This window comes from Pseudomonas sp. Fl4BN1, from assembly GCF_009908285.1.
GTDB lineage: Bacteria > Pseudomonadota > Gammaproteobacteria > Pseudomonadales > Pseudomonadaceae > Aquipseudomonas.
Map to the genome: position 1 here is coordinate 1 of NZ_JAAARM010000035.1, position 26568 is coordinate 26568.

23 protein-coding genes are annotated in these 26568 nt (G+C 62.9%); 19 read left to right on the plus strand and 4 right to left on the minus strand.

Features of this window, described 5'->3' with window-relative positions; genetic code table 11:
- The first annotated feature begins 85 nt into the window (after nucleotides 1-85).
- On the plus strand, nucleotides 86-643 hold the full coding sequence (locus GV818_RS27550; RefSeq protein WP_161778034.1) for an NADPH-dependent FMN reductase: 558 nt from the start codon (nucleotides 86-88) through the stop codon (nucleotides 641-643).
- A 143-nt stretch (nucleotides 644-786) separates the two neighbouring features.
- On the opposite strand, the gene GV818_RS27555 is transcribed toward GV818_RS27550, so the two are convergent.
- Nucleotides 787-1737 (minus strand): DUF1853 family protein, encoded by a 951-nt coding sequence (locus GV818_RS27555; RefSeq protein WP_178125144.1) that lies wholly within the window; start codon nucleotides 1735-1737, stop codon nucleotides 787-789.
- Between the two features lie 162 nt (nucleotides 1738-1899).
- On the opposite strand from GV818_RS27555, the gene GV818_RS27560 reads away from it, so the two are divergent.
- From GV818_RS27560 to pepN, 8 genes are all read left to right on the plus strand, one after another.
- On the plus strand, nucleotides 1900-2790 hold the full coding sequence (locus tag GV818_RS27560; RefSeq protein WP_161756285.1) for an NAD(+) kinase: 891 nt from the start codon (nucleotides 1900-1902) through the stop codon (nucleotides 2788-2790).
- Nucleotides 2787-3761, plus strand: coding sequence for a metallophosphoesterase (locus tag GV818_RS27565; protein WP_178125146.1), 975 nt, complete (start codon nucleotides 2787-2789; stop codon nucleotides 3759-3761). Before GV818_RS27560 ends, GV818_RS27565 begins: the two co-directional genes overlap by 4 nt.
- Before the next feature lie 66 nt (nucleotides 3762-3827).
- Nucleotides 3828-5177 carry an ATP-binding protein gene (locus GV818_RS27570; protein WP_161778036.1) on the plus strand — a complete coding sequence of 450 codons (1350 nt, stop codon included), beginning with the start codon at nucleotides 3828-3830 and terminating at the stop codon, nucleotides 5175-5177.
- Complete coding sequence (locus GV818_RS27575; RefSeq protein WP_161778037.1) at nucleotides 5177-5662, plus strand: hypothetical protein; 486 nt, start codon at nucleotides 5177-5179, stop codon at nucleotides 5660-5662. Before GV818_RS27570 ends, GV818_RS27575 begins: the two co-directional genes overlap by 1 nt.
- On the plus strand, nucleotides 5662-6585 hold the full coding sequence (locus GV818_RS27580) for a tetratricopeptide repeat protein (protein ID WP_161778038.1): 924 nt from the start codon (nucleotides 5662-5664) through the stop codon (nucleotides 6583-6585). The genes GV818_RS27575 and GV818_RS27580 overlap by 1 nt, the downstream gene beginning before the upstream one ends.
- 102 nt (nucleotides 6586-6687) lie before the next feature.
- Entirely contained in the window at nucleotides 6688-6948 is a 261-nt protein-coding gene (locus tag GV818_RS27585) for a YeaC family protein (RefSeq protein WP_161756288.1), read from the plus strand.
- On the plus strand, nucleotides 6945-7775 hold the full coding sequence (locus GV818_RS27590) for a DUF2797 domain-containing protein (protein WP_161756289.1): 831 nt from the start codon (nucleotides 6945-6947) through the stop codon (nucleotides 7773-7775). Before GV818_RS27585 ends, GV818_RS27590 begins: the two co-directional genes overlap by 4 nt.
- A 12-nt stretch (nucleotides 7776-7787) precedes the next feature.
- A complete protein-coding gene (gene pepN, locus GV818_RS27595; protein WP_161778039.1) occupies nucleotides 7788-10451 on the plus strand; it encodes an aminopeptidase N in 2664 nt (887 codons plus the stop codon).
- Between the two features lie 546 nt (nucleotides 10452-10997).
- Here the strand turns inward: pepN and GV818_RS27600 are convergent.
- On the minus strand, nucleotides 10998-12662 hold the full coding sequence (locus tag GV818_RS27600; protein WP_161778040.1) for a SulP family inorganic anion transporter: 1665 nt from the start codon (nucleotides 12660-12662) through the stop codon (nucleotides 10998-11000).
- Between the two features lie 433 nt (nucleotides 12663-13095).
- Here GV818_RS27600 and GV818_RS27605 point away from each other — a divergent pair, with 433 nt between their 5' ends.
- The 8 genes from GV818_RS27605 (at nucleotide 13096) to GV818_RS27635 (ending at nucleotide 19500) form a co-directional block, all read left to right on the plus strand.
- On the plus strand, nucleotides 13096-14145 hold the full coding sequence (locus tag GV818_RS27605; protein WP_161778041.1) for a WD40/YVTN/BNR-like repeat-containing protein: 1050 nt from the start codon (nucleotides 13096-13098) through the stop codon (nucleotides 14143-14145).
- Between the two features lie 32 nt (nucleotides 14146-14177).
- The gene (locus GV818_RS27610; RefSeq protein ID WP_161778042.1) at nucleotides 14178-16553 is read left to right on the plus strand and encodes an efflux RND transporter permease subunit; all 2376 of its coding nucleotides are present in this window, start codon (nucleotides 14178-14180) and stop codon (nucleotides 16551-16553) included.
- A gap of 274 nt (nucleotides 16554-16827) precedes the next feature.
- Nucleotides 16828-17121 carry a DUF5629 family protein gene (locus tag GV818_RS27615; RefSeq protein WP_161756294.1) on the plus strand — a complete coding sequence of 98 codons (294 nt, stop codon included), beginning with the start codon at nucleotides 16828-16830 and terminating at the stop codon, nucleotides 17119-17121.
- A complete protein-coding gene (locus tag GV818_RS27620; protein ID WP_161756295.1) occupies nucleotides 17108-18283 on the plus strand; it encodes a lactonase family protein in 1176 nt (391 codons plus the stop codon). The genes GV818_RS27615 and GV818_RS27620 overlap by 14 nt, the downstream gene beginning before the upstream one ends.
- Before the next feature lie 155 nt (nucleotides 18284-18438).
- Nucleotides 18439-18618, plus strand: a complete 180-nt coding sequence (locus tag GV818_RS27625) for a hypothetical protein (RefSeq protein WP_161756296.1) — start codon at nucleotides 18439-18441, stop codon at nucleotides 18616-18618.
- A 195-nt stretch (nucleotides 18619-18813) separates the two neighbouring features.
- A complete protein-coding gene (locus GV818_RS34605) occupies nucleotides 18814-18939 on the plus strand; it encodes a hypothetical protein (protein ID WP_256667472.1) in 126 nt (41 codons plus the stop codon).
- Between the two features lie 118 nt (nucleotides 18940-19057).
- Nucleotides 19058-19243 carry a hypothetical protein gene (locus GV818_RS27630; protein WP_161778043.1) on the plus strand — a complete coding sequence of 62 codons (186 nt, stop codon included), beginning with the start codon at nucleotides 19058-19060 and terminating at the stop codon, nucleotides 19241-19243.
- Nucleotides 19240-19500, plus strand: a complete 261-nt coding sequence (locus tag GV818_RS27635) for a hypothetical protein (protein ID WP_161756298.1) — start codon at nucleotides 19240-19242, stop codon at nucleotides 19498-19500. Before GV818_RS27630 ends, GV818_RS27635 begins: the two co-directional genes overlap by 4 nt.
- Nucleotides 19501-19586: 86 nt before the next feature.
- Here the strand turns inward: GV818_RS27635 and GV818_RS27640 are convergent, their stop codons facing one another.
- Nucleotides 19587-22685 (minus strand): efflux RND transporter permease subunit, encoded by a 3099-nt coding sequence (locus GV818_RS27640; protein WP_161756299.1) that lies wholly within the window; start codon nucleotides 22683-22685, stop codon nucleotides 19587-19589.
- A gap of 10 nt (nucleotides 22686-22695) precedes the next feature.
- On the minus strand, nucleotides 22696-23850 hold the full coding sequence (locus GV818_RS27645) for an efflux RND transporter periplasmic adaptor subunit (protein WP_161778044.1): 1155 nt from the start codon (nucleotides 23848-23850) through the stop codon (nucleotides 22696-22698).
- 202 nt (nucleotides 23851-24052) lie between these two features.
- Here GV818_RS27645 and GV818_RS27650 point away from each other — a divergent pair, with 202 nt between their 5' ends.
- Both GV818_RS27650 and GV818_RS27655 read left to right on the plus strand, forming a co-directional pair.
- Nucleotides 24053-24754: a response regulator transcription factor gene (locus GV818_RS27650; RefSeq protein WP_161778045.1), complete on the plus strand. Its 702-nt coding sequence runs from the start codon at nucleotides 24053-24055 to the stop codon at nucleotides 24752-24754.
- A gap of 4 nt (nucleotides 24755-24758) precedes the next feature.
- Entirely contained in the window at nucleotides 24759-26060 is a 1302-nt protein-coding gene (locus GV818_RS27655) for an ATP-binding protein (RefSeq protein ID WP_161778046.1), read from the plus strand.
- Nucleotides 26061-26568: the final 508 nt, after the last annotated feature.

The window sequence follows — 26568 nt, forward strand, 5'->3', positions numbered from 1 at the left end:
AGGAAATGGGTTGGGTGGGGTAGCAGGCAACCCCCTGGCTCATCTATAACTAGCATCTTCTTCAAGCCAACGGTTGGAAACTCCAATGAGCAATGTCTACAAGGTTGCAGTGCTGGTCGGCAGTCTGAGAAAACAGTCCTTGAACCGTAAGGTCGCCCTGGCTCTGGCCGAGCTGGCACCGGCCAATCTCCAGCTGAACATCATCGAGATCGGCGACTTGCCGCTCTACAACGAAGACATCGACGTGACTCCACCGGCGGCCTACGGGCAGTTTCGCCAGCAGATCAGCGCTGCCGATGCTGTGCTGTTCGTGACCCCAGAATACAACCGCTCGGTGCCGGCCGCACTGAAGAACGCGATCGACGTTGGTTCGCGTCCTTACGGCAAGAGTGCCTGGAGCGGCAAGCCGGGTGCGGTGATCAGCGTTTCCCCGGGGGCCGTTGGCGGCTTTGGGGCCAACCATCACCTGCGCCAGTCCCTGGTGTTCCTCAATGTCCCGTGCATGCAACAGCCCGAGGCTTACCTGGGCGGCGCCGGCTCGGCGTTCGACGAGTCCGGCAAGCTGTCCGAGGCAACCCGGCCGTTCCTGCAGGGCTTCATCAGCGCCTATGGGCAGTGGATTGAGCAGCAGAAAAAAGTCTGACCACGATCCATGGCCGGCGACCCCGGGCTCCCTGTCCGGGAGCCGGCTTGCTGGCGAAGGCGTGAGCCTGGCATCGGCCTGGCGGGTGCCCGGGCTGACACTCGCAACGCCGTTCGGTTGCTTCTGAGCCCATCAGTTGTGGCTCATGAGGCTCCCGGTAGATGGGGCCAGAGATCGGCAACCAGGAACAACCGCTCGGCTTCTTCCCAGCTGCCTTGGGCATTTTCCTCCAGCCGCACCAGCAATTGTGCGGGGGCGTGCGAGTCAAGATCCGCTCGCCATTGCTGCAGTTGCGCGGCAGTCCAGGTTTGCTCGGCGAGATAGTGGGCCGGGGCCAGCCAGGCTTGGCGAGGCAAGAGCTGCCAGCGCCCTGGCGCGCTCTGGGAGATGAACGCTGGCCAGTCGCGCTGATGCAGCCAGCGTCCGCGCAGGTGCTGCGGATGGGCGCCGCAGGGGGCTGCGGCATGACCCGGCCAGGGATACAGCAGGTAGCCGCCGAGCCACAAGTGCGCGCTGAAGGCCTGGATATCCAGTGCTGCCAGGGCTTCATGGCTTTCATCCCGGGCGGAGATCGGCAACTGATGCTCTTTCAGGTGCGCCAGCTTGCGATCCAGGCGGTCATGACAGCCGGGGCCCAGCCATTGCGCGCGGTCCTCGCCGTCGCCGTTCTGTGGGCCCAGATAGAGCTTGATCGCCAGTTCCAGGTGATGCACCCCGTCGCGGTCACGCAGCAGCATGTCCAGTTCGCCGAGGGTATGTCCGCCCCGGCGGATCGGCAGGTTGGCGGCCAGCAGTTCCACTCCCGGGGCATGGTGCACGGCAAACTGCCAGAGGCGTTCGTAGTACAGGCCCAGGCGTCGGGTTGGACCCTGGCTCAGCCACTGGCGCAGGGCGCGGCTGTCCAGGTCCTGGCACCGCAGCCAGTGGGCCAGCAGTTGCGGCGCCTGCACCCAGTCGCTGCCGGCCAGGGGGTGGCGCTGCGGCCAGGGCGTGTGGCTGAGCATCGGCGGCGCGAGGATGACCCAGGCGAGGTCGCGGACTTCAGGTTGACGCAACTGGCGGGGGAGGCTGACTAAATCCGCGAACAGGAGCATCTTGCGAGCATAGACGCAAACCCATGCCGTTCGCGATAAATGCGTGCCACTCGCAGTTGCCGCTGATGTTCCTAAGCCCTCGTGGCTGAAAGGATTTTGTCTAACGCCGGGTTTCGCCCATAATCCTCTGTTTCGCCCGTACCCGAACCTCGCAGGAGCCCCATGGAGCAATTTCGCAATATCGGCATTATCGGTCGCCTGGGCAGTTCGCAGGTGCTGGACACAGTTCGCCGACTGAAAAAGTTTCTGCTGGCCCGCCACCTGCACGTGATCCTCGAAGACACCATCGCCGAAGTGCTGCCCGGCCACGGCCTGCAGACGTCCTCGCGCAAGCTGTTGGGCGAGGTCTGCGACATGGTCATCGTGGTCGGCGGCGACGGCAGCCTGCTGGGCGCCGCCCGGGCCCTGGCGCGGCACAATGTTCCGGTGCTGGGGATCAACCGCGGCAGCCTGGGTTTTCTCACCGACATCCGCCCCGATGAGCTGGAGGTCAAGGTCGCCGAGGTGTTGGACGGCCACTACCTGGTGGAAAACCGCTTCCTGTTGCAGGCCGAAGTCCGCCGCCACGCCGAGGCCATCGGCCAGGGCGATGCGCTGAACGACGTGGTGCTGCACCCGGGCAAGTCGACGCGGATGATCGAATTCGAGATCTACATCGACGGCCAGTTCGTCTGCAGCCAGAAGGCCGATGGCCTGATCGTCGCCACGCCCACCGGTTCCACGGCCTACGCGCTGTCCGCTGGCGGGCCGATCATGCATCCCAAGCTGGATGCCATTGTGATCGTGCCGATGTACCCCCATACCTTGTCTGGAAGACCGATTGTGGTCGATGGCAATAGTGAGCTGAAAATCGTCGTGTCCAAAGATATGCAGATCTATCCGCAAGTCTCCTGTGACGGCCAGAACCACTTTACCTGTGCGCCCGGCGACACCATCACGGTCAGCAAGAAGGCGCAGAAACTGCGCCTGATCCATCCACTGGACCACAACTACTACGAGGTCTGCCGGACCAAGCTCGGCTGGGGCAGCCGACTGGGCGGTGGAGGCGACTGATGCTCGATCCCGCGCGTAGCTACGACCTGATCGGTGACGTGCACGGTTGCGCCTTGACCCTGGAGCACTTGCTGGATCGGCTCGGTTATCACAAGCAGGGCGGCGTCTGGCGGCACCCGTCGCGGATGGCGGTGTTCCTCGGCGACATCATCGACCGCGGCCCGCGTATCCGTGAATCCCTGCACATCGTCCACGACATGGTCGAGGCCGGCCAGGCGCTGTGCATCATGGGTAACCATGAGTTCAACGCTTTGGGCTGGAGCACGCCGGCCGCCGAGGGCAGTGGCAAGCAGTTCGTGCGTGAACACACGCCACGCCACGCCCGCCTGATCCACGAGACCCTGGCCCAGTTCGAGCAGCACCCCGGCGACTGGCACGATTTTCTCGAGTGGTTCTATGAACTGCCGCTGTTCGTCGATGCCGGGCGTTTTCGGGTGGTACATGCGTGCTGGGATGCCGGCCTGATCGCCCCGCTGCGCCAGCAGTACCCGAATGGCTGCATCGATCGCCCATTCCTGCAGGCCTCGGCGTTGCCCGACAGCTTCGCTTGTACGGCCTTTGACCGCCTGCTGCGGGGCACCGACATGCGCCTGCCCCATGGCTTGACCATGACCAGTGGCGACGGCTTGACCCGGGCCTTCTTCCGCACCAAGTTCTGGGAAGACGATCCGCAAACCTATGGCGACATCGTCTTCCAGCCCGACGCGTTGCCCGAGCCGGTGGCGCGCACGCCGCTGTCGCCAGCGGAAAAGAACAGCCTGCTGCGTTATGGCGCCGATGAGCCGATGTTGTTCGTCGGTCACTACTGGCGCAGCGGCAAGCCGGCGCCGATTCTCCCCAACCTGGCATGCCTGGACTACAGCGCGGTGCTCTACGGCAAGCTAGCGGCTTACCGGTTGGACCAGGAAACCCGCCTGGACCCGAATAAATTTGTCTGGGTCGACGTCGAGCGGCCCGAGGTATTGCGATGAGTCTCTGTACAGGGCCGAGGTCTTCTCGCCAGGGTTTTAAATTGCATCTAGTCAAAGGAAGTAGCCATGGATGATTCGATGCTGGATCAGTTGGAGGCCGCCCTGCGCGCGTCTCCCGGTAACCAAGCCCTGCTCACGTTGCTGCTCGAGGCTTGCTTGGAACGCAGCGACTATGAGCGTGGATTGAGGCTGTTGCCCGAGGATCTGCAGCAATGGGCTGAAGCCGATGAGCTGAAGGCATTGGCTGCGCGGCTCTACCTGGCCGCCGGTGACCCGGGGAAGGTTCTGCCGATGGCAACGGGTTCGAGTCCGGCGCAGGGGCTGCTCAGGGCGCGCGCGCTTGCAGACCTGCAACGCCTCAAGGAGGCCCAGGTCGAGTACCGCGCTGCGATTGAGCAAAACCCGGCGCTCGAAGACATGGAGTTGTGGCGGCGATTGAATGTTTCTGTGGTGGACTTCCCCGGGGCTGAAGGGCGTCCGCGACTGCGGGTTATCTCCAACGATGATACCGACCGCAGCGAAGCTCATCGGTTACTGGTTCCGGAACCGGAGACCGTGACCTTTGCCGATATCGGCGGTTTGGATGAGTTGAAGAAGACCATCCACAAAAAAATCATCCTGCCTTATCAGAAGCCAGGGCTGTTTCAGCGCTTCCGCAAGCGCGTAGGTGGCGGGGTCTTGCTGTACGGGCCGCCAGGTTGCGGAAAAACCTTGTTGGCCCGAGCTACTGCGGGTGAGTGCAAGGCGAAATTTTTCAACGTAGCGATTTCCGATGTTCTGGATATGTACATCGGTGAGTCCGAGCGTAAGCTGCATGCTTTGTTTGCCAAAGCCCGGGCTGAAGCGCCCGCGGTGATGTTCTTTGATGAAGTCGAAGCGCTTGGTGGCAAGCGTTCCAATACCCGGGAATCGACCTCTTCGAAGCTGGTGAGTCAATTTCTCTCTGAAATGGATGGCTTCAGCAACGATAACCATGGCGTGCTGATCCTGGCGGCGACCAACGTTCCCTGGTCGGTGGACTCTGCATTCCGTCGGCCAGGGCGTTTTGATCGGGTGCTTTTTGTGCCGCCACCCGATCGGCCTGCTCGTGAAAACATGCTGCGGATGATGATGAAAGGTCGGCCGATGGCGCATGACATCGACTTTGCCTTCCTCGCCAAAAATACCTCGGGTTTTTCCGGTGCCGACCTGGGCGAGCTGGTAGAAACCGCAGCAGACGAGGCTATTGAGGAGTCCATCAACGAAGGGGCGGAGCAGGCCATCTGTGACCGACATTTCAAGCACGCCTTGAAAGACGTGCGGGCAACAACCCTGGAGTGGCTGACCACCGCGCGTAACTATGCACGTTACGCCAATGAAGGAAATCAGTACGACGAAGTCCTGAGCTTCCTGGAAAAAAACGGTAAGGGACGCTGATGGCTGCTCATGGAATCTATCGCATCGATGACGAGCCTCGGCCCGGTGCACTGGCCAGATTCGCCACCGCTCCATTCTGGCCCTTGCTGGCGCTGATGATGGGCGGATTCTGGCTCGGCCTGCCATGGTTTGTTTTCAACTCGATCGCCGTCGGCAGCCCGACCCGGGTTCGCGAGTCGCTTTGGGCTGGTGCCGGCCTGCTGGGCAGCCTGCTCATCGCGCTACTTCTGACGTGGCTGCTGAGCAGCGGCTACATCGTCAGCAAGACCCAGGTGCAATACGCCTTGCTGGTGATGGTGGTGTGGAAGTTGGCGATTGGCTATGTCTTGTTCACGCTGCAGAACGCGACCATTGAGATCTACCAATACTATGGTGGCGTGCTCAATCGTTTCGCGCCCTTGGTGGCTCTGGCGGGAGCGTTCGTGCTGAGGGGCTTTGTCCTTGATTTGGTGCCCGTCACCCTATGGTTTCTGGTGATGAGCTGATGAATACCGACTACCTGATTCAACTGGCCTACCAACGACTGCAAGCCGGCAACCCTAACGGCGCCATCGACAGCTTGCGCCAGTCGTTGGCGGAAGACCCTCAGTCGGCCGAGGCTCATGCGCTGTTGGCCATTTGCCTGATGAACACCCGGCGGGTGCATGCCGCCAGACATGAGACGGGGTTGGCCTTGGTGGCCGATCCCGACCTGCCGTTGGCGCACTATGCAGCAGCTCAGGTGATGATCGCTCAGCGCAAGTTCAAGCAGGCGCAGCAGCACCTGACGCAGTTGCTGGATATGGAACCGCTGAATCCTACCTATCACCGCAGTCAGGCTGAGCTCTATCAGTTGACTGGGCGTTTGGCCGAGAGCCTCGCGCCTCTGGAAAAAGCCCTGGAACTGCAACCCGATAGCGCCAATAACCTAGTGGCGATGGCCGAGTATTACCGTGCCGTTGGTGACTGGGACAAGGCCCAGCAGTTTGCCCGACAGGCGCTGCAGGCCGAACCGGGGCACACCGGAGCGGTTGTGGTGCTTGGGCACCTGCTATTGCGCCAGGGGCAGATTGCCGAAGCCCGTGAACACGCGGTTTGGGCGCTGCAGGAGGATGCCAACAACGTTGCCGCGTTGCACCTGCTGACAGCAGTCAAGGCACGCAGCAGCGTTTTGCTGGGTTTCTGGTGGCGCCTAAACAACTGGATGGTCGAGCGCGGCTCGACCCGGGCGATCATTGTCCTGTTGGCGATGTTTGTGGTTTATCGCGTCGTCATCATCAGTGTCACCGCCCAGGGGTATTCACAGGCCGCCGAGATGATCAACTGGTGTTGGTTGGCGTTTGCCATCTATACCTTTGCCGCGCCGCAGATGTTTCGTCGTCTGCTTGAAAAAGAACTGCGTCAGGTCAAGCTGTCCAAGGACTTCTAGCCGGGTAGTACTTGTCTGAGAACCGCCTTCGAGAGGGTTGTCGGCAATATCCCACGAGACCGCCACTGTTAAACTTGCGACATCAATTGGAGAGTGTTCAACATGTCGTCCTTTGTCGAAATGATCGAAAACATCACCCCCGAGATCTACCAGAGCCTGAAACTGGCGGTAGAAATCGGCAAATGGTCCGATGGCCGCAAACTCACCGCCGAGCAGCGTGAACTGTCCCTGCAGGCGATGATTGCCTGGGAAATGCAGAACTTGCCCGAGGAGCAGCGCACCGGCTACATGGGCCCGCAGGAATGCGCCTCGAAGTCGGCACCGGTGCCGAACCTCCTGTTCAAGTCGGATGCCATCCATTGATCGAGATTGGCCGCGGCTCCATCAGCAAAATGTCGGCGCGCCTTGACGGGCCGGATGTTCAGTACGCTTTTCGCCTGGGTGACAGCGAGGTGCCGGTCAATCCGTTGATCGGCAGCACCTTGCGCCTGGAATACCTGGGGGCGATCCACTGCTCCCACTGCGGACGCAAGACCAAGACCAGCTTCAGCCAGGGCTACTGCTACCCCTGCATGACCAAGCTGGCCCAGTGCGACCTGTGCATCATGAGCCCGGAGCGTTGCCACTATGACGCCGGCACTTGCCGCGATCCGTCCTGGGGCGAGCAGTTCTGCATGACCGATCACGTGGTCTACCTGGCCAACTCCTCGGGGATCAAGGTGGGCATCACCCGCGCCACTCAATTGCCTACCCGCTGGATCGACCAGGGCGCCAGCCAGGCGCTGCCGATCATGCGTGTGGCGACCCGCCAGCAATCCGGTTTCGTCGAGGACCTGTTCCGTTCCCAGGTGGCCGACAAGACCAACTGGCGCGCCTTGCTCAAGGGCGATGCCCAGGCCGTGGACCTGACGCAGGTGCGTGAGCAACTGTTCGAATCCTGCGCCGAAGGCCTGCTGGCCCTGCAGGAGCGTTTCGGCCTGCAGGCCATCCAGGCGGTACGGGACATCGAGCCCCTGGAAATTCGTTACCCGGTCGAGCAGTACCCGGCCAAGATCGTCAGCTTCAATCTGGACAAGAACCCGATTGCCGAAGGCACCCTGATGGGGATCAAGGGCCAGTACCTGATCTTCGACACCGGCGTGATCAACATTCGTAAGTACACGGCCTACCAGCTCGCCGTGCATCAGTAGAAGGAATTCGCCATGCGCACCGACCAACCGAAGATGATCTACCTGAAGGACTATCAGGCCCCCGAGTACCTGATCGACGAGACCCACCTGACCTTCGAGTTGTTCGAGGACCACAGCCTGGTCCATGCGCAGCTGGTGATGCGTCGCAACCCGGCCCGCGGCGCCGGCCTGCCGCCGCTGGTACTGGACGGCCAGCAGTTGGAACTGCTGTCGGTGGCCATGGGCGACCGCGAACTGACGGCGGCGGACTACCAGCTGGACGACAGCCACCTGACCCTGCACCCGAGCAGCGCCAGCTTCACCCTGGATACCAGCGTAAGGATCCATCCGGAAAGCAACACCGCCCTGGAAGGCCTGTACAAGTCCAGCGGCATGTTCTGTACCCAGTGCGAGGCCGAAGGCTTTCGCAAGATCACCTATTACCTCGACCGTCCGGATGTGATGAGCACCTTCACCACCACCGTGGTGGCCGAGCAGCACAGCTACCCGGTGCTGTTGTCCAACGGCAACCCGATCGCCAGCGGCCCTGGCGAAGACGGCCGGCACTGGGCGACCTGGGAAGACCCGTTCATGAAGCCGGCGTACCTGTTCGCCTTGGTGGCGGGTGACCTGTGGTGTGTCGAAGACACATTCACCACCATGAGCGGCCGCGATGTAGCGCTGCGCATCTACGTCGAGCCGGAAAACATCGACAAGTGCCAGCACGCCATGAACAGCCTGAAGAAGTCCATGCGCTGGGACGAAGAGACCTATGGCCGGGAATACGATCTGGACATCTTCATGATCGTTGCGGTCAACGACTTCAACATGGGCGCCATGGAAAACAAGGGCCTGAACATCTTCAACTCCAGCGCCGTGCTGGCCCGTGCCGAAACCGCCACCGACGCCGCGCACCAGCGGGTCGAGGCCATCGTCGCCCACGAGTACTTCCACAACTGGTCGGGCAACCGCGTGACCTGCCGCGACTGGTTCCAACTGTCGTTGAAGGAAGGCTTCACGGTGTTCCGTGATGCCGGTTTCTCCGCGGACATGAACTCGGCCACGGTCAAGCGCATCCAGGATGTGGCCTACCTGCGCACCCACCAGTTCGCCGAAGACGGCGGCCCCATGGCCCATGCCGTGCGCCCGGAAAGCTTTATCGAGATTTCCAACTTCTACACCCTGACCGTGTACGAGAAGGGGTCGGAAGTGGTCGGCATGATCCACACCTTGCTCGGCGCTGAAGGCTTCCGTAAGGGCAGCGACCTGTACTTCGAACGCCACGACGGCCAGGCCGTGACCTGCGATGACTTCATCAAGGCCATGGAAGACGCCAATGGCGTCGATCTGACCCAGTTCAAGCGCTGGTACAGCCAGGCCGGCACGCCACGGCTGGCGGTGAGCGAGTCCTACGACGCGGCAGCCAAGACCTACAGCCTGACCTTCCGCCAGAGCTGCCCGCAAACCCCGGACAAGGTGGAAAAACAGCCGTTCGTGATCCCGGTGGCCCTGGGCCTGCTCGATAGCAGCGGTGCCGACATGGCCTTGCGCCTGGCCGGTGAAGCCGCTGCCCAGGGCACGTCCCGGGTGTTGTCGGTGACCGAGGCCGAGCAGACCTTCACCTTCGTCGACATCGCCGAACAGCCGCTGCCGTCGCTGCTGCGGGGCTTCTCGGCCCCGGTGAAGCTGAGCTTCCCCTACAGCCGTGACCAGTTGATGTTCCTCATGCAGCACGACAGCGACGGTTTCAACCGTTGGGACGCCGGCCAGCAATTGTCGGTGCAGGTGTTGCAGGAACTGATCGCCCAGCAGCAGAAGGGCGAGGCCCTGGCGATGGACCCGCGCCTGGTCACGGCGCTGCGCAGCGTATTGACCGACGACCGCCTGGATCAGGCCATGGTCGCGGAAATGCTCTCGCTGCCGGGCGAGGCCTACCTCACCGAAATCAGCGAAGTGGCCGATGTCGAAGCCATCCATGCCGCCCGCGAATTTGCCCGCCGGCAGTTGGCCGACGAGTTGTTCGAACCTTTGTGGCAGCGTTATCAGGCCAACCGCGAAGTGTCCAAGCGCACGCCTTATGTGGCCGAGGCTGAACATTTCGCCCGGCGTGCCTTGCAGAACATTGCCCTGTCGTACGTGATGGTCAGCAGCAAGCCGGAGTTCCTGGTGCCGGCGGCAGCCAAGGAGCAGTTCGAGCACGCCGATAACATGACCGAGCGCCTGACCGCGCTGGCGGTGCTGGTCAATTCCCCTTACGAGGAAGAAAAGGCCTGGGCCCTGGAACTGTTCGCCGAGAACTTCAAGGACAACCCGCTGGTCATGGACCAATGGTTCAGCGTCCAGGCCGGCAGCCCGTTGCCGGGTGGCCTGGCGCGGGTCAAGGCGTTGATGCAGCACCCGACGTTCAACATCAAGAACCCGAACAAGGTGCGGGCGCTGATCGGTGCTTTCGCCGGGCAGAACCTGATCAACTTCCATGCGGCGGATGGTTCCGGCTACCGCTTCCTGGCCGACCTGGTGATCGAACTCAACGGCTTCAACCCGCAGATTGCTTCGCGGCAACTGGCGCCATTGACCCGCTGGCGCAAATACGACAGCGCCCGCCAGGCGTTGATGAAAGGCGAGCTGGAGCGCATCCGCGCATCTGGCGAGCTGTCCAGCGACGTCTTCGAAGTGGTCAGCAAAAGCCTCGCCTGAGGCAGCACCGCCTTCGCTGGCAAGCCAGCTCCTACGGCCACGACAACGTTCGCACTGTAGGAGCCGGCTTGCCGGCGAACAGGCCCTCGAACCTTGCACCGCCCCAGCCATCGCCTTCGCTGGCAAGCCAGCTCCTACGGCCACGGCAACGTTCGCACTGTAGGAGCCGGCTTGCCGGCGAACAGGCCCTCGAACCTTGCACCGCCCCAGGCATCGCCTTCGCTGGCAAGCCAGCTCCTACGGCCGCGCAAGGTTCGCCATTGTAGGAGCCGGCTTGCCGGCGAATAGGCCCTTGAGCCATGCACCGCCCCAGGCATCGCCTTCGCTGGCAAGCCAGCTCCTACGGCCGCGGCAAGGTTCGCACTGTAGGAGCCGGCTTGCCGGCGAACAGGCCCTTGAGCCATGCACCGCCCTAGCCATCGCTTTCGCTGGCAAGCCAGCTCCTACGGCCGCGGTAAGGTTCGCCATTGTAGGAGCCGGCTTGCCGGCGAACAGGCCCTCGAGCCATGCACCGCCCCAGCCATCGCCTTCGCCGGCAAGCCCGCGCTACGCGAGCGGTGCTGCCGTGGGGGCAGGGGGGATCTCGCTTTGTAGCGCTTCAGTCAGGCCAGGGTGATAGTTCTGCGCACCAATGGCGTGCAGGATGCCAACCCGTTCCAGCTTGGCATGCACCCTGAGGTTGGCCTCGCAGAGCTTCACCACAATCGCGCGCTTGTGCAGTTGGCCGATCACTTCTTCCAGAGTCTGCAGCCCGGTGATGTCCATGAACGGCACGTGCTGCAGGCGGATGATCAGCACTCGGGGATCACTGTGGGTCTGGGCCAGGGCACGCTCGAAGGTTTCCGCAGCGCCAAAGAACAGCGGCCCTTCAATGGTGTAGACCAGCACGCCTGGCGGCAGATGCCCTCGACCCTTGCCGTGCAACTCGTTGGCCAGGTCCGCTTCCACCACCTGCTGCACCTCCACCGAGGAGGCCATGCGCCGTAGGAAATGCAGCATCGCCAGGACCACCCCTATGTTCACCGCGATCACCAGGTCGCTGAACACCGTCAGGACAAAGGTGCACAGCAGGATCGCCACATCGGCCCGGGGTGCCCGTTGCACCATGCGCTTGAAATGGTGCAGTTCGCTCATGTTGTAGGCCACTACGAACAGGATCGCCGCCAGCGTGCAGAGCGGGATATTGGCCGCCAACGGTGCAAAGAACAGGATGATCAGCACCAGCACCGCCGCGTGGGTAATGCCGGCCAGTGGGCTGTTGCCGCCGTTGCGGATATTGGTGGCGGTGCGGGCAATCGCGCCGGTGGCCGCGAAGCCGCCGAACAGTGGCGCGGCCAGGTTGGCGATGCCCTGGCCGATCAGCTCCTGGTTGGAGTCGTGGCGGGTGCCGGCCATGCCGTCGGCCACCACCGCGGATAACAGCGATTCGATGGCGCCGAGCATGGCGATGGCAAAGGCCGGGCCGATCAGGTCCAGCACCCGGGGCAGGCTGATCGTTGGCAATTGCAGCTGAGGCAGGCCCTGGGGGATGCCGCCGAAGGCGCTGCCGATGGTGGCTACGCCCTGGAACTGGAATAGCGACTGTAGAGCGGTGGCCAGGATCATCGCCACCAGCGGTGCCGGTAGGCGCTTGAGGTGTGGAATCTTCGGCACGCACAGCAATAGCGCCAGGCTGAGCCCGGCCAACGCAGTAGTGGCCAGGTGCAGGTTGGGCAGCGCCTGCAACAGGTGCCAGAGTTTCTGGTGAAAGTATTCGCCCTGGGCGGCGGGCAGGCCGAAGAAATCTTTCCACTGGCTGACCCAGATGATCACCCCGATGCCGGCGGTGAAGCCGAGAATCACCGGGTCCGGAATGAACTTGATCAGGGCCCCCAGGCGACTGATGCCCAGCAGGAACAGGATGATCCCGGCCATCATTGTCGCCAGTTGCAGGCCGTCGACCCCGTATTTGGCGGTAATCCCGGCGAGAATCACGATAAAGGCCCCGGTGGGCCCGGCGATCTGCAAGCGGCTGCCGCCGAACAGTGACACCAGCAGGCCGCCGACGATGGCGGTGTAGATCCCCTGTTCGGGCTTGACCCCGGAAGCGATGGCAAAAGCCATGGCCAGGGGCAGCGCCACCACGCCGACAATCACTCCGGCCACCAGGTTGCGTGCCCAGTGCCGAGGTTTCAGCAACCCGGCCTTCCACGCCTCGCGTATGGCGATCATCGCTCACTCCTGAAGGTCAACGGGGCTGGCAATCCATGCCGCTCATCATAGCCAACAGTAGGGCGCGGGGACCCCTGCTGTGGATCAGCCTTTGCGCGTTTTCCGCGGCAAGGGGCGGCAAACAGGTCCAGCTTCAGCCGAGTCGGTGGTTTTTTTGTGGCGGTCCCTGCGGCTTGTCACGGGCAGTGTCGCGATATTGATCACCCCAGCGAATGCCCGAGCATTCAGGGACTTGGACAGGAACAGTGATTAACAAAAGATAACGTGGCGTTGATTGTCAGACCTTTCCAAAGCCCGATAGGATAGCCCGCAGCCGAAGGGGCTCTAGATTGCAGGTTTCAGGACGATCATCGAATCGATCCGGCCTTTACAGACCCTGGAAGGCGCCCTGAAAGGTTGAATGACCTGACAATAATAAATGGGGGAATGGTCTATGAGTGAGCCTGTCATGGGTGTGGTTGTTGGCCGCCCGCCGGCGCTGCGCACGTTCGCACTGCTGGCTACAGCGCTCTCGCTGTTGGCTGTCGTGACGCTGTCGACACCGGTCCTGGCCGCAGCCAATGCGGCGCAAACGGTCTATTCCATCGAATCGGCCAAGGCCGCGAAAAGCCTGATGCTCGATGTTGTCCACGCCGGCAAGCGCCTGGTAGCGGTGGGTGATCGCGGGCACATTCTCTACTCCGACGACCAGGGCGTGACCTGGACCCAGGCCAAGGTGCCGACCCGGCAATTGCTCACGGCGGTGTACTTCGTCGATGACCAGCACGGCTGGGCGGTGGGTCACGATGCCCAGGTCCTGGCCAGCAGTGACGGCGGCGCTACCTGGAGCCAGCAATACCAGGACCTCAAGCGCGAAGCGCCGTTGCTCGATGTCTGGTTCAAGGACACTCAGGCCGGCTACGCCATTGGCGCTTATGGCGCACTGCTGGAAACCACGGATGGCGGCCAGCACTGGGAGGACGTCAGCGACCGCCTGGACAACCAGGACCAGTTCCACCTCAACGCCATTGCCGAGGTCAAGGACTCCGGGCTGTTCATTGTCGGTGAGCAGGGCAGCATGTTCCGCTCCGCCGACGGCGGGCAGACCTGGGAACGCCTCGAAGGCCCCTATGAAGGCTCGCTGTTCGGCGTGATCGCCACCGGCCAGCCGGCGACCCTGCTGGTCTATGGCCTGCGCGGCAACCTCTATCGCTCCACGGACTTTGGTGGCACCTGGGAACAGGTGGAGCTCAACGCGGCCCGTGGCGCCCTGGAGTTCGGCCTGTCCGGCGCCACGCTGCTCGACGACGGCTCGCTGGTGATCGTCGGCAATGGTGGCAGCGTGATTCGCAGCACCGACCATGGGCAGACCTTCAGCGTGTTCAATCGTCCCGACCGCATTTCACTCTCGGCGGTAACCGCTGATGGCGACGGCAAGCTGGTGCTGGCCGGGCAGGGCGGGGTACGGGTCTCTGCAGCAACGGGCGCTGAACTTGGCCAATAGGCCGGGCACATAATAAGAAGGTGGGGAATTCCATGAGCAGTCATCACCAGGACAAGGCGAACTTTCTTGAGCGCCTGATTTTCAACAACCGCCCGGCAGTGATTTTCATCTGCCTGCTGGTCAGCACGTTCCTGTTCTGGCAAGCGACCCTGATCCGGCCATCCACCAGCTTCGAAAAGATGATTCCGCTCAAGCACCCGTTCATCGAGCGGATGATGGAGCACCGTAACGACCTGGCCAACCTGGGCAACACCGTGCGCATTTCGGTGGAAGCCAAGGATGGCGAGATCTTCACCAAGGACTACATGGAGACCTTGCGGCAGATCCACGACGAGGTGTTCTACATCTCCGGTGTCGATCGCTCCGGGCTCAAGTCCCTGTGGAGCCCGAGCGTGCGCTGGACCGAAGTCACCGAGGAAGGTTTTGCCGGCGGCGAAGTGATCCCGCAGAGCTACAACGGTTCGGCCGACAGCCTCGAGCAACTGCGCAACAACGTGCTCAAGTCCGGCCAGGTCGGGCGCCTGGTGGCCAACGATTTCAAATCCAGCATCGTCGATATCCCGCTGCTGGAGTCCTACCCGGACCCGCAGGACCAGGGCAAGTTGCTGGCCCTGGATTACCAGAAATTCTCCCACGAGCTGGAAGAAAAGATCCGCGACAAGTTCGAGGCGCAGAACCCCAATGTGAAGATCCACATCGTCGGTTTCGCCAAGAAGGTCGGCGACCTGATCGATGGCCTGATCATGGTGGTGATGTTCTTCGGGGTGGCCTTCATCATCACCCTGGTGCTGCTGTACTGGTTCACCTGGTGCATCCGCAGCACCATCGCCGTGTTGATCACTACCCTGGTAGCGGTGGTCTGGCAACTGGGGCTGATGCACGCCTTCGGCTTCGGCCTGGACCCATACTCGATGCTGGTGCCGTTCCTGATCTTCGCCATCGGCATTTCCCACGGGGTGCAGAAGATCAACGGCATTGCCTTGCAGTCCAGTGATGCCGACAACGCCCTGACCGCGGCGCGGCGCACCTTCCGCCAGCTGTTCCTGCCGGGGATGATTGCGATCCTCGCCGACGCCGTGGGTTTCATCACCTTGCTGATCATCGATATCGGGGTGATTCGCGAGTTGGCCATCGGCGCCTCCATCGGTGTGGCGGTGATCGTGTTCACCAACCTGATCCTGCTGCCAGTGGCGATTTCCTATGTCGGCATCAGCAAGCGCGCCATCGAGCGCAGCAAGAAGGACGCCTCCCGCGAGCATCCGTTCTGGCGCCTGCTGTCGAACTTTGCCAGCCCGAAAGTCGCGCCAATTTCCGTCGCCCTGGCCCTGGTGGCCTTCGGCGGCGGCCTCTGGTACAGCCAGAACCTGAAGATCGGCGACCTTGACCAGGGCGCGCCGGAGCTGCGTCCCGACTCGCGCTACAACAAGGACAACAACTTCATCATCAGCAACTACTCCACCAGTTCCGATGTGCTGGTGGTGATGGTCAAGACCGCGGCCGAAGGCTGCTCGCGCTACGCCGCCATGGCGCCCATCGACGAGCTGATGTGGAAGATGCAGAACACCGAGGGCGTGCAGTCGGCGATCTCCCTGGTGACTGTGTCCAAGCAGATGATCAAGGGCATGAACGAGGGCAACCTGAAATGGGAAACCCTGTCGCGCAACCCCGACGTGCTCAACAACTCCATCGCCCGGGCCGATGGCCTGTACAACAACAACTGCTCCCTGGCGCCGGTGCTGGTGTTCCTCAATGACCACAAGGCCGCGACCCTGGACCGTGCGGTGCATGCGGTGCAGGAGTTCGCCCAGGAACACAACCAGGATGGCCTGGAGTTCATCCTGGCCGCCGGTAACGCCGGGATCGAGGCCGCCACCAACGAAGTGATCAAGGAGTCCGAGCTGACCATCCTGATCCTGGTGTACATCTGTGTGGCGGGCATGTGCATGATCACCTTCCGCTCCTGGGCGGCGACCCTGTGTATCGTCCTGCCGCTGGTGCTGACCTCGGTGCTGGGCAACGCCCTGATGGCCTTCATGGGGATTGGGGTCAAGGTCGCGACCCTGCCGGTGGTGGCCTTGGGGGTGGGGATCGGTGTCGACTACGGCATCTATATCTACAGTCGCCTGGAAAGCTTCCTGCGGGCCGGGCTGCCGCTGCAAGAGGCCTACTACCAGACCCTGCGCTCCACCGGTAAAGCGGTGCTGTTCACCGGCCTGTGCCTGGCCATTGGCGTGTGCACCTGGATCTTCTCGGCGATCAAGTTCCAGGCCGACATGGGGCTGATGCTGACCTTCATGCTGCTGTGGAACATGTTCGGCGCCCTGTGGCTGCTGCCGGCCCTGGCGCGATTCCTGATCAAGCCCGAGAAGCTCGCCGGGCAGAAGGGCAACTCGCTGTTCGCCCACTGATCCCGCGCTGATCGATCACCCGCCGCAACCCAGGGTTGCGGCTTTTTTATGCCTGGCGATTAACTCGGCAAGAGAGGCCGGCCTTGAGGTGCCGGTGGTGTCTGTCGCAGGTTGTGCCGACGGCACGATCTGCGGTTGCAATCGACCTTCGGCAGATACGCTCTTGACGCTTCAACGGCGGCACATCGCGCTTCAAGACTGCGGCGCAATGCTGGCCCAACCCGCTGGCGCCAATCAGCTATCATTGCGCCTTTCCAATTGATGATTGATCGCTATGACCGCTGCTACCGACACCTTGCTCACCGCCCTTGAAGCCTGCGACATGCTGGAAATCGACGGCCTGCACGCCTTCGATTTCACCCTCGACGAGCAGCGCCTGCTGATCGAGTGCATGGATGGCCGCGCCGCCAAGCGCTGGAGCTTCACCCTGGCCCAACTGCAGGCCGCGACCTTCGACCCGCAGTTGCAGAGCTGGACCCTGGTGGCGGACTCGGGCGAGCACCGCCTGGTATGCATGAGCGCGTTCAGTGCCCGTGACGAAGAGGAGAGTGAGCATGAAGATGCGTAATTTCTGGCCCCTGTTGATGGCCGGCAGTGTCGGCGCCATGGCGGTCCAGGCCGCTCCGGCCGATAGCCAGGAGTTGTTGGTGGGTTCTTACACCCAGGGGCAGAGCCAGGGCCTGTATCGCTTGCGCTTCAACGAGCGCACCGGGCAGATCGATCCCAAGCCGCTGCAGGTGGTGAAGAGCTCCAACCCCTCTTGGCTGACGCTGTCCAAGGACCTGAAGTTCGTCTTCGCGGTGAATGAGAACAGCCCAGGGCAGGCCGACCCCATCGGGCGTGTCAGCAGCTACAGCCTGGCGCCCAAGACCCATCAGCTGAGCCTGATCAACCAGGTGCAGAGCCAGGGCAATGAGCCTACCCATTCGAGCCTCAGCGCCGACGGCAGCTACCTGTTCGTCAGCAACTACTCGGTGGACCCCGATCCAGGTGGCAGCCTGGCGGTGGTGCCGGTCAGCGCTGATGGCCACCTGTCGCCCGTGGTCCAGCTCAGCAGCCATCCGGCCAGCCGGGTGGATGCCGAGCGCCAGCAATCGGCCCACGTGCACTCGTCGGTGTCTTCGCCGGACGGCAAGTTCGTGTTCGCCAACGACCTGGGGGCGGACAAGGTGTTTGTCTATAGCTACGACCCCAAGGCCAATCCCGAGCATCCACTGCGCCCGGCCGATCCGGCGTTCGTCCAGTTGCCCCCTGGCAGTGGCCCGCGTCACCTGCTGTTCAGCGCGGATGGCAAGCACGCCTACCTGACCATGGAAATGAGTGCCCAGGTGGCGGTCTTCGATTATCAGGACGGCAAGCTGACCCAGCGTCAGCTGGTTGACCTGGCGGCGAATGGCGCCAAGGAGAAAAAGGCCGCGGCGGCACTGCACGCGTCCAAGGACGGTCAGTACCTCTACGTCAGCAACCGTGGCACCGCCAACCAGTTGCTGGTGTTCGCCATCGACCAGAGCAATGGTCAGCTCAAGGAGATCCAGCGCCGTTCCGTCGAGGGCGATCATCCGCGGGAGTTCAGCCTCGATCCGAGCAACCGCTATGTGCTGATCGGTAACCAGAAGAGCAACGAGATCGTGGTGATCGAGCGCGACGCCAAGACCGGTTTTCTCGGCAAGACCGTGCAGAAACTGCCCTTTGAAGCGCCCAGCGATATCAAGTTCCTGGTGCGTCAATAGGCCGCAGGCCCCGTCACCCGGGGCCTGACTCCTTCTATTAACGCCGCTGATAATGGCTACTGCCGCAAAGAATTTTTTCCCGCCAACCCTCGGGAGTAAGTTTGCTTCACGGCCCACACGGGCAAGCAAGCCAACTGAATACGAGGGTTACCCACATGAACTTCAATCTCTTCTCCGTGATCGCAGCCTCGGCCATTTCTGCCAGCGTGGTACTGCCTGCCAGCGCCAATGTGGAAATCAGCCAGAAGAAATCCGCCACCAACACCTACACCCAGAAATACCTGCAGCAGAGCGCCAACTTCTACGCCGCCCTGGATCACAAGGTGCAGAGCTGAGACTCAGTGCAGCCTTTGTTCGTCAGGTCCCAAGGTATGCAGGAGCGAAGTCACTGAAGCAGTGATGTCGCTCCTGCATTACCTGTTTGCGACCGAATCCCCGCACCAGGCAAATTTTGCTTGGTAGTATCACATGGCCATATGTTTAAATTTGACGCTGACTTATTGACTCTTTCCCGAGCAAGGATCGATAGCATGGTGATGCGTCTGACTGTGGTTCTGCTGTTGCTCTATTCCACCCCCATCCTGTCCTCGGCGCAGCCGGTGGAAGGTGAACCCGAGACTTCCCGCGAGCGCTTGGCGAGCCTGTTGCAGGACTGAAGCCTCTGGGGTTTCAGGATCAAAAAAATTGATAATGGCCATGGATAAAAACGTCTTTTTATCAGCCTTTGCTTGATGGATTCTCTGGGCACTGCAACTGCCTTCGGAGAACCCCAGCATGGCCCGCTCGCTCCTGACCTCTGCCAAACACGGCGCCTATGTGGCGATTGCCCTGTACCTGACGATGGTGCTGTGGGTCAGCCTGGCCGCCAGTCCATCGCTGGACCGGACGCAGAACCCGCCGCAACAGGCCCGGGGCAGCGAGACGCTGTCGGCCCAGCCCCATGGAGCCGCGGGGTTATGAACGGGAGCAGACTGATGGTCGCCGCCTTCCTGGCCTTCTTGACCAACGGCGCTACCCTGCTGGGAGTGGGGCAGGGGTCGGCGGGCGCACTGGCGCGCAATATCGAATGCAAGCATCTGATTGCCCATCACAGCCAGGCAGCGAAACCCCCGAACCTGCTGGCCGGCACGCCGCCGGTCAAAGCCCGGGGCGCATTCCCCGGGCCCTTTGCACTGGAATGCCCGCAGTCACAGCGCTGCCCGGCCATGACGGCCTGAGCCGCGCTCTGCGACGGCAATTACTCCGGGGGAGGGTTAGATCCGTGGTAGGCGGGCCCTGAAATCAGGACCCGCCTGGAGTGGGCTCAGGGTTTGCGTGAGCCGCGGGTTACCAGCTTCATCACCACCACGAAGAACACCGGGACGAAGATCACCGCCAGGGTCGCGGTGATCATGCCGCCGATCACACCAGTGCCGATGGCCTGCTGGCTGGCGGAGCTGGCACCGGTGGCAATGGCCAGGGGCACCACGCCGAGGATGAAGGCCAGGGAGGTCATGACGATCGGGCGCAAGCGCAAGCGGGCGGCCTGCACCGTGGCCTCCAGCAGGTCGTGGCCTTCGTCGTACAGGCTCTTGGCGAACTCGATGATCAGGATCGCGTTCTTCGCCGACAGGCCGATGATGGTGATCAGGCCGACCTTGAAGAACACGTCGTTGGGCATACCGCGCAAGGTCACCGCCAACACCGAACCCAATACCCCCAGTGGCACCACCAGCAGCACCGAGGTGGGAATCGACCAACTCTCGTAGAGCGCCGCCAGGCACAGGAACACAATCAGCAGCGACAGGCCCAGCAGCAACGGCGCCTGACTGCCGGAGAGGCGTTCCTGCAAGGACAGGCCGGTCCATTCCAGGCCCAGGCCGGTGGGCAATTGGGCCACCAGGCGCTCGATTTCCTGCATGGCTTCACCGGTACTGTGGCCGGGTGCCGGTTCGCCGGAAATGGCGATGGCCGGGTAGCCGTTGTAGCGGGTCAGCTGCGCCGGCCCCAGGCTCCAGCTGGCGCGGACGAAGGCCGACAACGGCACCATCTTGCCAGCGCTGTTGCGCACGTTCAGGCGTAACAGGTCTTCCACCTGGCTGCGTTGATCGCCTTCGGCCTGGACCACCACCCGCTGCATCCGTCCCTGGTTGGGGAAGTCGTTGATGTAGGCCGAGCCCAGGGCGGTGGACAACAGGTTGCCGATATCGGCAAAGGACACGCCCAGGGCATTGGCCTGCTTGCGGTCGACTTCCAGTTGCACCTGAGGTGCCTCGGCCAGGGCGCTTTCGCGGACGTTGGCCAGGATCGGGCTGTTTTCCGTTGCCTTCAACAGATCGGTCCGGGCTTGCATCAGCGCCGCATGCCCGAGGCCGCCACGGTCCTGCAGGCGGAATTCGAAGCCGCTGGAGGTGCCCAGGCCATCGATCGGCGGCGGCAGGATCGCGTACACCACCGCGTCCTTGATGGCACTCAGCGCGCCGTTGGCGCGATCGGCAATCGCCATGGCCGAGTCATTGCTGCCCCGTTGCGACCAGTCCTTGAGGGTGGTGAAGGCCAGCGCCGCGTTCTGCCCGCTACCGGAGAAGCTGAAGCCGAGGATGATGGTGCTGTCGCCGACCCCCGGTTCCGAGGCGTTATGCGCCTCGATCTGCTCCACCACCTGCACCGTGCGGTTCTGGCTGGCGCCGGGCGGCAACTGCACATCGGTGATGGTGTAGCCCTGATCCTCGACCGGCAGGAACGAGGAGGGCAGGCGAGTGAACAGCAGCGCCATGATCGCCAGCAGGGCGACGTAGATCAGCAGGTAGCGTCCGCTGCGCTTGATCGCGTAGGCCACGCCGCTCTGGTAGCGGTCGCTGAGGCGTTCGAAGCGGCGGTTGAACCAGCCAAAGAAGCCTTTGCGCTCATGGTGTTCGCCCGCTGCGATGGGCTTGAGCAGGGTGGCGCACAGGGCCGGGGTCAGAGTCAGCGCGAGGAACGCCGAGAACAGGATCGAGGTGGCCATGGACAGCGAGAACTGCTGGTAGATCACCCCCACCGAACCAGGCATGAAGGCCATGGGAATGAACACCGCGACCAGCACCAGGGTGATGCCGATGATCGCCCCGGTGATCTGCTTCATCGCCTTGCGCGTGGCCTCCTTGGGCGACAGCCCCTCACTGGCCATGATCCGCTCGACGTTCTCCACCACCACGATGGCATCGTCCACCAGGATGCCGATGGCCAGCACCATGCCGAACATGGTCAGCACGTTGATCGAGAAGCCCAGGGCCAGCATGGTGGCGAAGGTGCCCATCAGCGCCACTGGCACTACCAGGGTCGGAATCAGGGTGTAGCGGATGTTCTGCAGGAACAGGAACATCACCAGGAACACCAGCGCCATGGCTTCGAGCAGGGTGTAGATCACCTTGGTGATCGAGACCTTGACGAAGGGCGAGGTGTCGTAGGGGATCTTGTATTCCACGCCGGCCGGGAAGTAGTTCGACAGCTCGTCCATCTTCGCTCGGATCAGCGTCGCGGTGTTCAGTGCGTTGGCCCCGGGAGACAGCTGTACGCCGACGGCGGTGGACGGCTTGCCGTTCAGGCGAGTGCCGAACTGGTACTCCTGGCTGCCGATTTCCACCCGCGCGACATCGCCGATGCGCACCGTGGAACCGTCCGGGTTGGCCCGCAGAACGATGTCGGCGAACTCCTCAGGGGTAGTCAGTTGTCCCTTGACCAGGATCGTCGCGGTGATTTCCTGGCTGGACGGGTTCGGCAGGTCGCCGATACTGCCGGCCGGCACCTGGGCGTTCTGTGCGGCGACGGCGGCATTGACGTCCGCCGGGGTCAGGTTGAAACCGATGAGCTTCTGCGGGTCGAGCCAGATTCGCATGGCCCGCTCGGCGCCATACAACTGGGCCTTGCCGACGCCGTCGACGCGACGGATCTCGTTCATCACGTTGCGGGCCAGGTAGTCGCTGAGGCCGACGTTGCTCAAGCGCCCGTCATTGGAGGTCAGGGTGATCAGCAGCAGGAAACCGGCAGAGACTTTCTCCACCTGCAGGCCTTGCTGGGTCACGGCCTGGGGCAGGCGCGGCTCGACCGCCTTGAGGCGGTTCTGCACGTCGACCTGGGCCAGTTCCGGGTTGGTCCCGGGCTGGAAGGTCGCGGTGATGGTGGCGCTGCCGAGGCTGCTCTGGGAGGAGAAGTACAGCAGGTGGTCGGCACCGTTGAGCTCCTGCTCGATCAGGCTGACCACCGACTCGTCCAGGGTCTGTGCCGAGGCGCCCGGATAGACCGCGTAGATCTCGATCTGCGGCGGCGCCACGGTGGGGTACTGAGCCACCGGCAACTGGGGAATCGCCAGGGCACCACCCAGAAGGATGAAGAAGGCGACCACCCAGGCGAACACCGGGCGATCAATAAAGAATTGCGGCATGTTGTACTACCTACTGGCCAGGATTCTGGGCGAGCGGAACAGGGCTGTCGTCGATCTCGACGCGCTCCCCGGGACGGGCGTGCTGCAGGCCTTCGACGATCACGCGGTCGCCAGGCTTGAGGCCCTCGGTCACGATCCAGCGGTCGTTTTGCACCCCACCCAGTTGCACCGGGTGTTGCGCCACGTGGTTCTCGGCGTCCACCAGCAACACCTGGGCGATGCCGGCGCTGTCGCGCTGGATGGCCCGCTGCGGCACGCTGATGCCCTGCTGGTTGACGGCCTGTTCGAGGCGCACGCGAACGAAGCTGCCGGGCAGCAGGTCGAGGTCCGGGTTGGGGAACTCGCTGCGCAGGATGATCTGCCCGGTGCTCGGGTCGACGCTGATGTCGGCGAACAGCAGCTTGCCCGGCAGCGGATAGAGGCTGCCGTCGTCCTGGATCAGCGTGGCCTTTGCCTGGTCCTTGCCGACTTGCTGCAACTGGCCGGCGCGGAAGGCCCGGCGCAGTTCGTTGAGCTCACGGGTGGACTGGGTCAGGTCGGCATGGATCGGGTCCAGTTGCTGGATCAGCGCCAGCGGTGTGGTTTCGTTCTGGCCTACCAGGGCGCCCTCGGTGACCAGGGCGCGGCCGATACGACCGGAAATCGGCGCGGTAACGGTGGCGTAGCCAAGGTTGAGCTTGGCGCGCTGTACCGCCGCCTGGTTGGCCGCGACTTCGGCGTCGGCCTGGCGCGCAGCGGCCCGGGCGTTGTCGTACTCCTGGCCGCTGATGGCCTGGTCGGCGATCAGCTTGGAATAGCGCTGTTCCTGCAGGCGCGCCTGGAACGCGGTGGCCTCGGCCTTGCGCAGGCTGGCCTGGGCGCTGTCCAGATCGGCCTTGAACGGTGCCGGATCGATGCGAAACAGCACCTCACCCTGCTTGACGTCGGAGCCCTCGCGGAAGGTCCGCTGCAGTACTACCCCGGCTACCCGGGCGCGGACTTCGGCGATCCGCGGTGCGGCGATCCGCCCGCTGAGTTCGCTGGTGATGGACAGTGCCTGGCTCTGGATCGTTTCGATCCGTACCTTGGCCGGAGGTGGTGTCTGCTCGCCCTCGGTTTTACCGCAGGCGCTCAGCGCCGCTGCCAGAACCATCAGGCAGAGTGGCGCAAAGAGTTTATTCGACATGCTGATACCCCAATAATGACCTCGGCATGCTAAGGGCATGGGTCAAGGCCCGCTGTGAAGCTGTGTAGGTGCTGTGTGAAAAAGTGTGAAGCGGGCGCGCCTGGGTGGCCAGTGTTGTATATCCTTGGCGCCTTGCTGGTTTTGCCCGGTGCTCTATAAAGAACGCCGGTATTCTGTACTTCTTCAATAAAGACCTCTCGTCATGCCCAACATTCTTCTCGTCGAAGACGACACCGCGCTCTCCGAACTGATCGCCAGCTACCTGGAACGCAACGGTTATCAGGTCAGCGTGATCAGTCGCGGCGACCAGGTGCGGGAGCGGGCGAAGGTCAGCCCGCCGGACCTGGTGATCCTCGACCTGATGCTCCCGGGGCTGGATGGCCTGCAAGTCTGCCGATTATTGCGGGCCGACTCGGCCACCTTGCCGATCCTGATGCTGACCGCCCGCGATGATAGCCACGATCAGGTGCTGGGTCTGGAAATGGGCGCCGACGACTATGTGACAAAACCTTGCGAACCGCGAGTGCTGCTGGCCCGGGTTCGTACGTTATTGCGCCGCAGCAGCCTCAGTGAGCCGCAGAGCGCCAGCGACCAGATCCTCATGGGTAACCTGTGCATCGACCTGTCGGAGCGCACCGTGACCTGGCGCGAACAGTTGGTGGAACTGTCCAGCGGTGAATACAACCTGCTGGTGGTGCTGGCCCGGCATGCCGGCGAGGTGCTGAGCCGCGACCAGATCCTCCAGCGCCTGCGGGGCATCGAATTCAACGGCACCGATCGCTCGGTGGACGTGGCGATCTCCAAGTTGCGGCGCAAGTTCGACGATCACGCCGGCGAGGCGCGCAAGATCAAGACCGTGTGGGGCAAGGGCTACCTGTTCAGCCGTTCCGAGTGGGAATGCTGATTCCATGCTGCGCATCCTGGTCCGCCTGTACCTGATCACCATTGTTGCCTTCAGTGCCGCGATCTATCTGATTCCCGACCTGGTGATCAAGGTCTTCCATGAGCGTTTCGTGGACTACAACCTGGATCAGTCCCGGGGCTTGCAGGGGCTGATCGTCAAGCAGTTCCGTGCCATACCGGCAGCGCAGTGGCCGTCCCTGGTCAAGGAAATGGACCAGGAGTTCCACCCGCTGCAAGTGGCCCTGGTGCGCATCGACGACCCGGACTTCAGCACCTACGAGCGCGAACGCCTGCAGCGCGGCGAGAAGGTCGTGCGCCTGGGTGATTGGGGTTGGCGCACCTTGGCGGTGTCGCCGCTGGATGAGCAGTTGGCAGTGAAACTGGTGGTGCCGCCGGACCCACTGGACGTCAACCTGCTGTACTGGGCCATTAACGTGCTGATCGTTGCCGTGTTGCTGGCGTGCCTGCTGCTTTGGGTCAGGCCGCACTGGCGTGATCTGGAGCGCTTGAAAGGCACCGCCGAGCGCTTCGGCAAAGGCCATCTGAGTGAGCGCACGCAGTTGCCCGCACGTTCCAACATCGGCAGCCTGGCTCGGGTGTTCGACACCATGGCCGGGGACATCGAGAAACTCCTGAACCAGCAGCGCGACCTGCTCAATGCGGTGTCCCACGAGTTGCGCACGCCCCTGACCCGGCTGGATTTCGGCCTGGCCCTGGTGCTCTCCGACGACTTGCCGAGCACCAGCCGCGAGCGTTTGCAGGGGCTGGTGGCGCACATCCGCGAGCTGGATGAACTGGTGCTGGAACTGCTGTCCTACAGCCGCCTGCAGAACCCGGCATGCCTGCCAGAGCAGATCGAGGTGTCCCTGGACGAGTTCATCGACAGCATCCTGGGCAGCCTCGACGATGAACTGGAGTCGGACATCGTCATCGATGTGCTGCTGCATGGCACCCTGGAACGCTTCGCCCTGGACCCACGCTTGACCGCCCGGGCCTTGCAGAACCTGTTGCGCAATGCCACCCGCTACTGCGAGAAACGCATCCAGGTCGGGGTGCTGGTGAGCGATTCCGGGTGTGAGATCTGGGTCGACGACGACGGCATCGGCATTCCCGACGATGAGCGCGAGCGGGTGTTCGAACCCTTCTATCGCCTGGATCGCAGCCGCGACCGCTCCACCGGCGGCTTCGGCCTCGGGCTGGCCATCAGCCGTCGAGCGCTGGAGGCCCAGGACGGCACTCTGACAGTGGAAGCGTCGCCGCTGGGGGGCGCACGTTTCCGCCTGAGCCTGCCGCCGCCCAGAGTCTGAATCCACAGCGCACGCCCGTAGGAGCCGGCTTGCCGGCGAAGAGGCCCTTGAGCCCTGCATCGCCTGTGCCGACGCCTTCGCTGGCAAGCCAGCTCCTACAGCAGTCAGACAGACCGTGCAGTTCCCTGTAGGAGCCGGCTTGCCGGCGAAGAGGCCCTTGAGCCTTGCATCGCCTGGGTGGACGCCTTCGCTGGCAAGCCAGCCCCTACAGCAGTCAGATAAACCGTGCAGTTCCCTGTAGGAGCCGGCTTGCCGGCGAAGAGGCCCTTGAGCCCTGCATCGCCTGTGCCGACGCCTTCGCTGGCAAGCCAGCTCCTACAGCAGTCAGATAAACCGTGCAGTTCCCTGTAGGAACCGGCTTGCCGGCGAAGAGGCCCTTGAGCCCTGCATCGCCTGGGCGGACGCCTTCGCTGGCAAGCCAGCTCCTACAGCAGTCGGATAGACCCTGCAGTTCCCTGTAGGAGCCGGCTTGCCGGCGAAGGGGCCCTTGAGCCCTGCATCGCCTGGG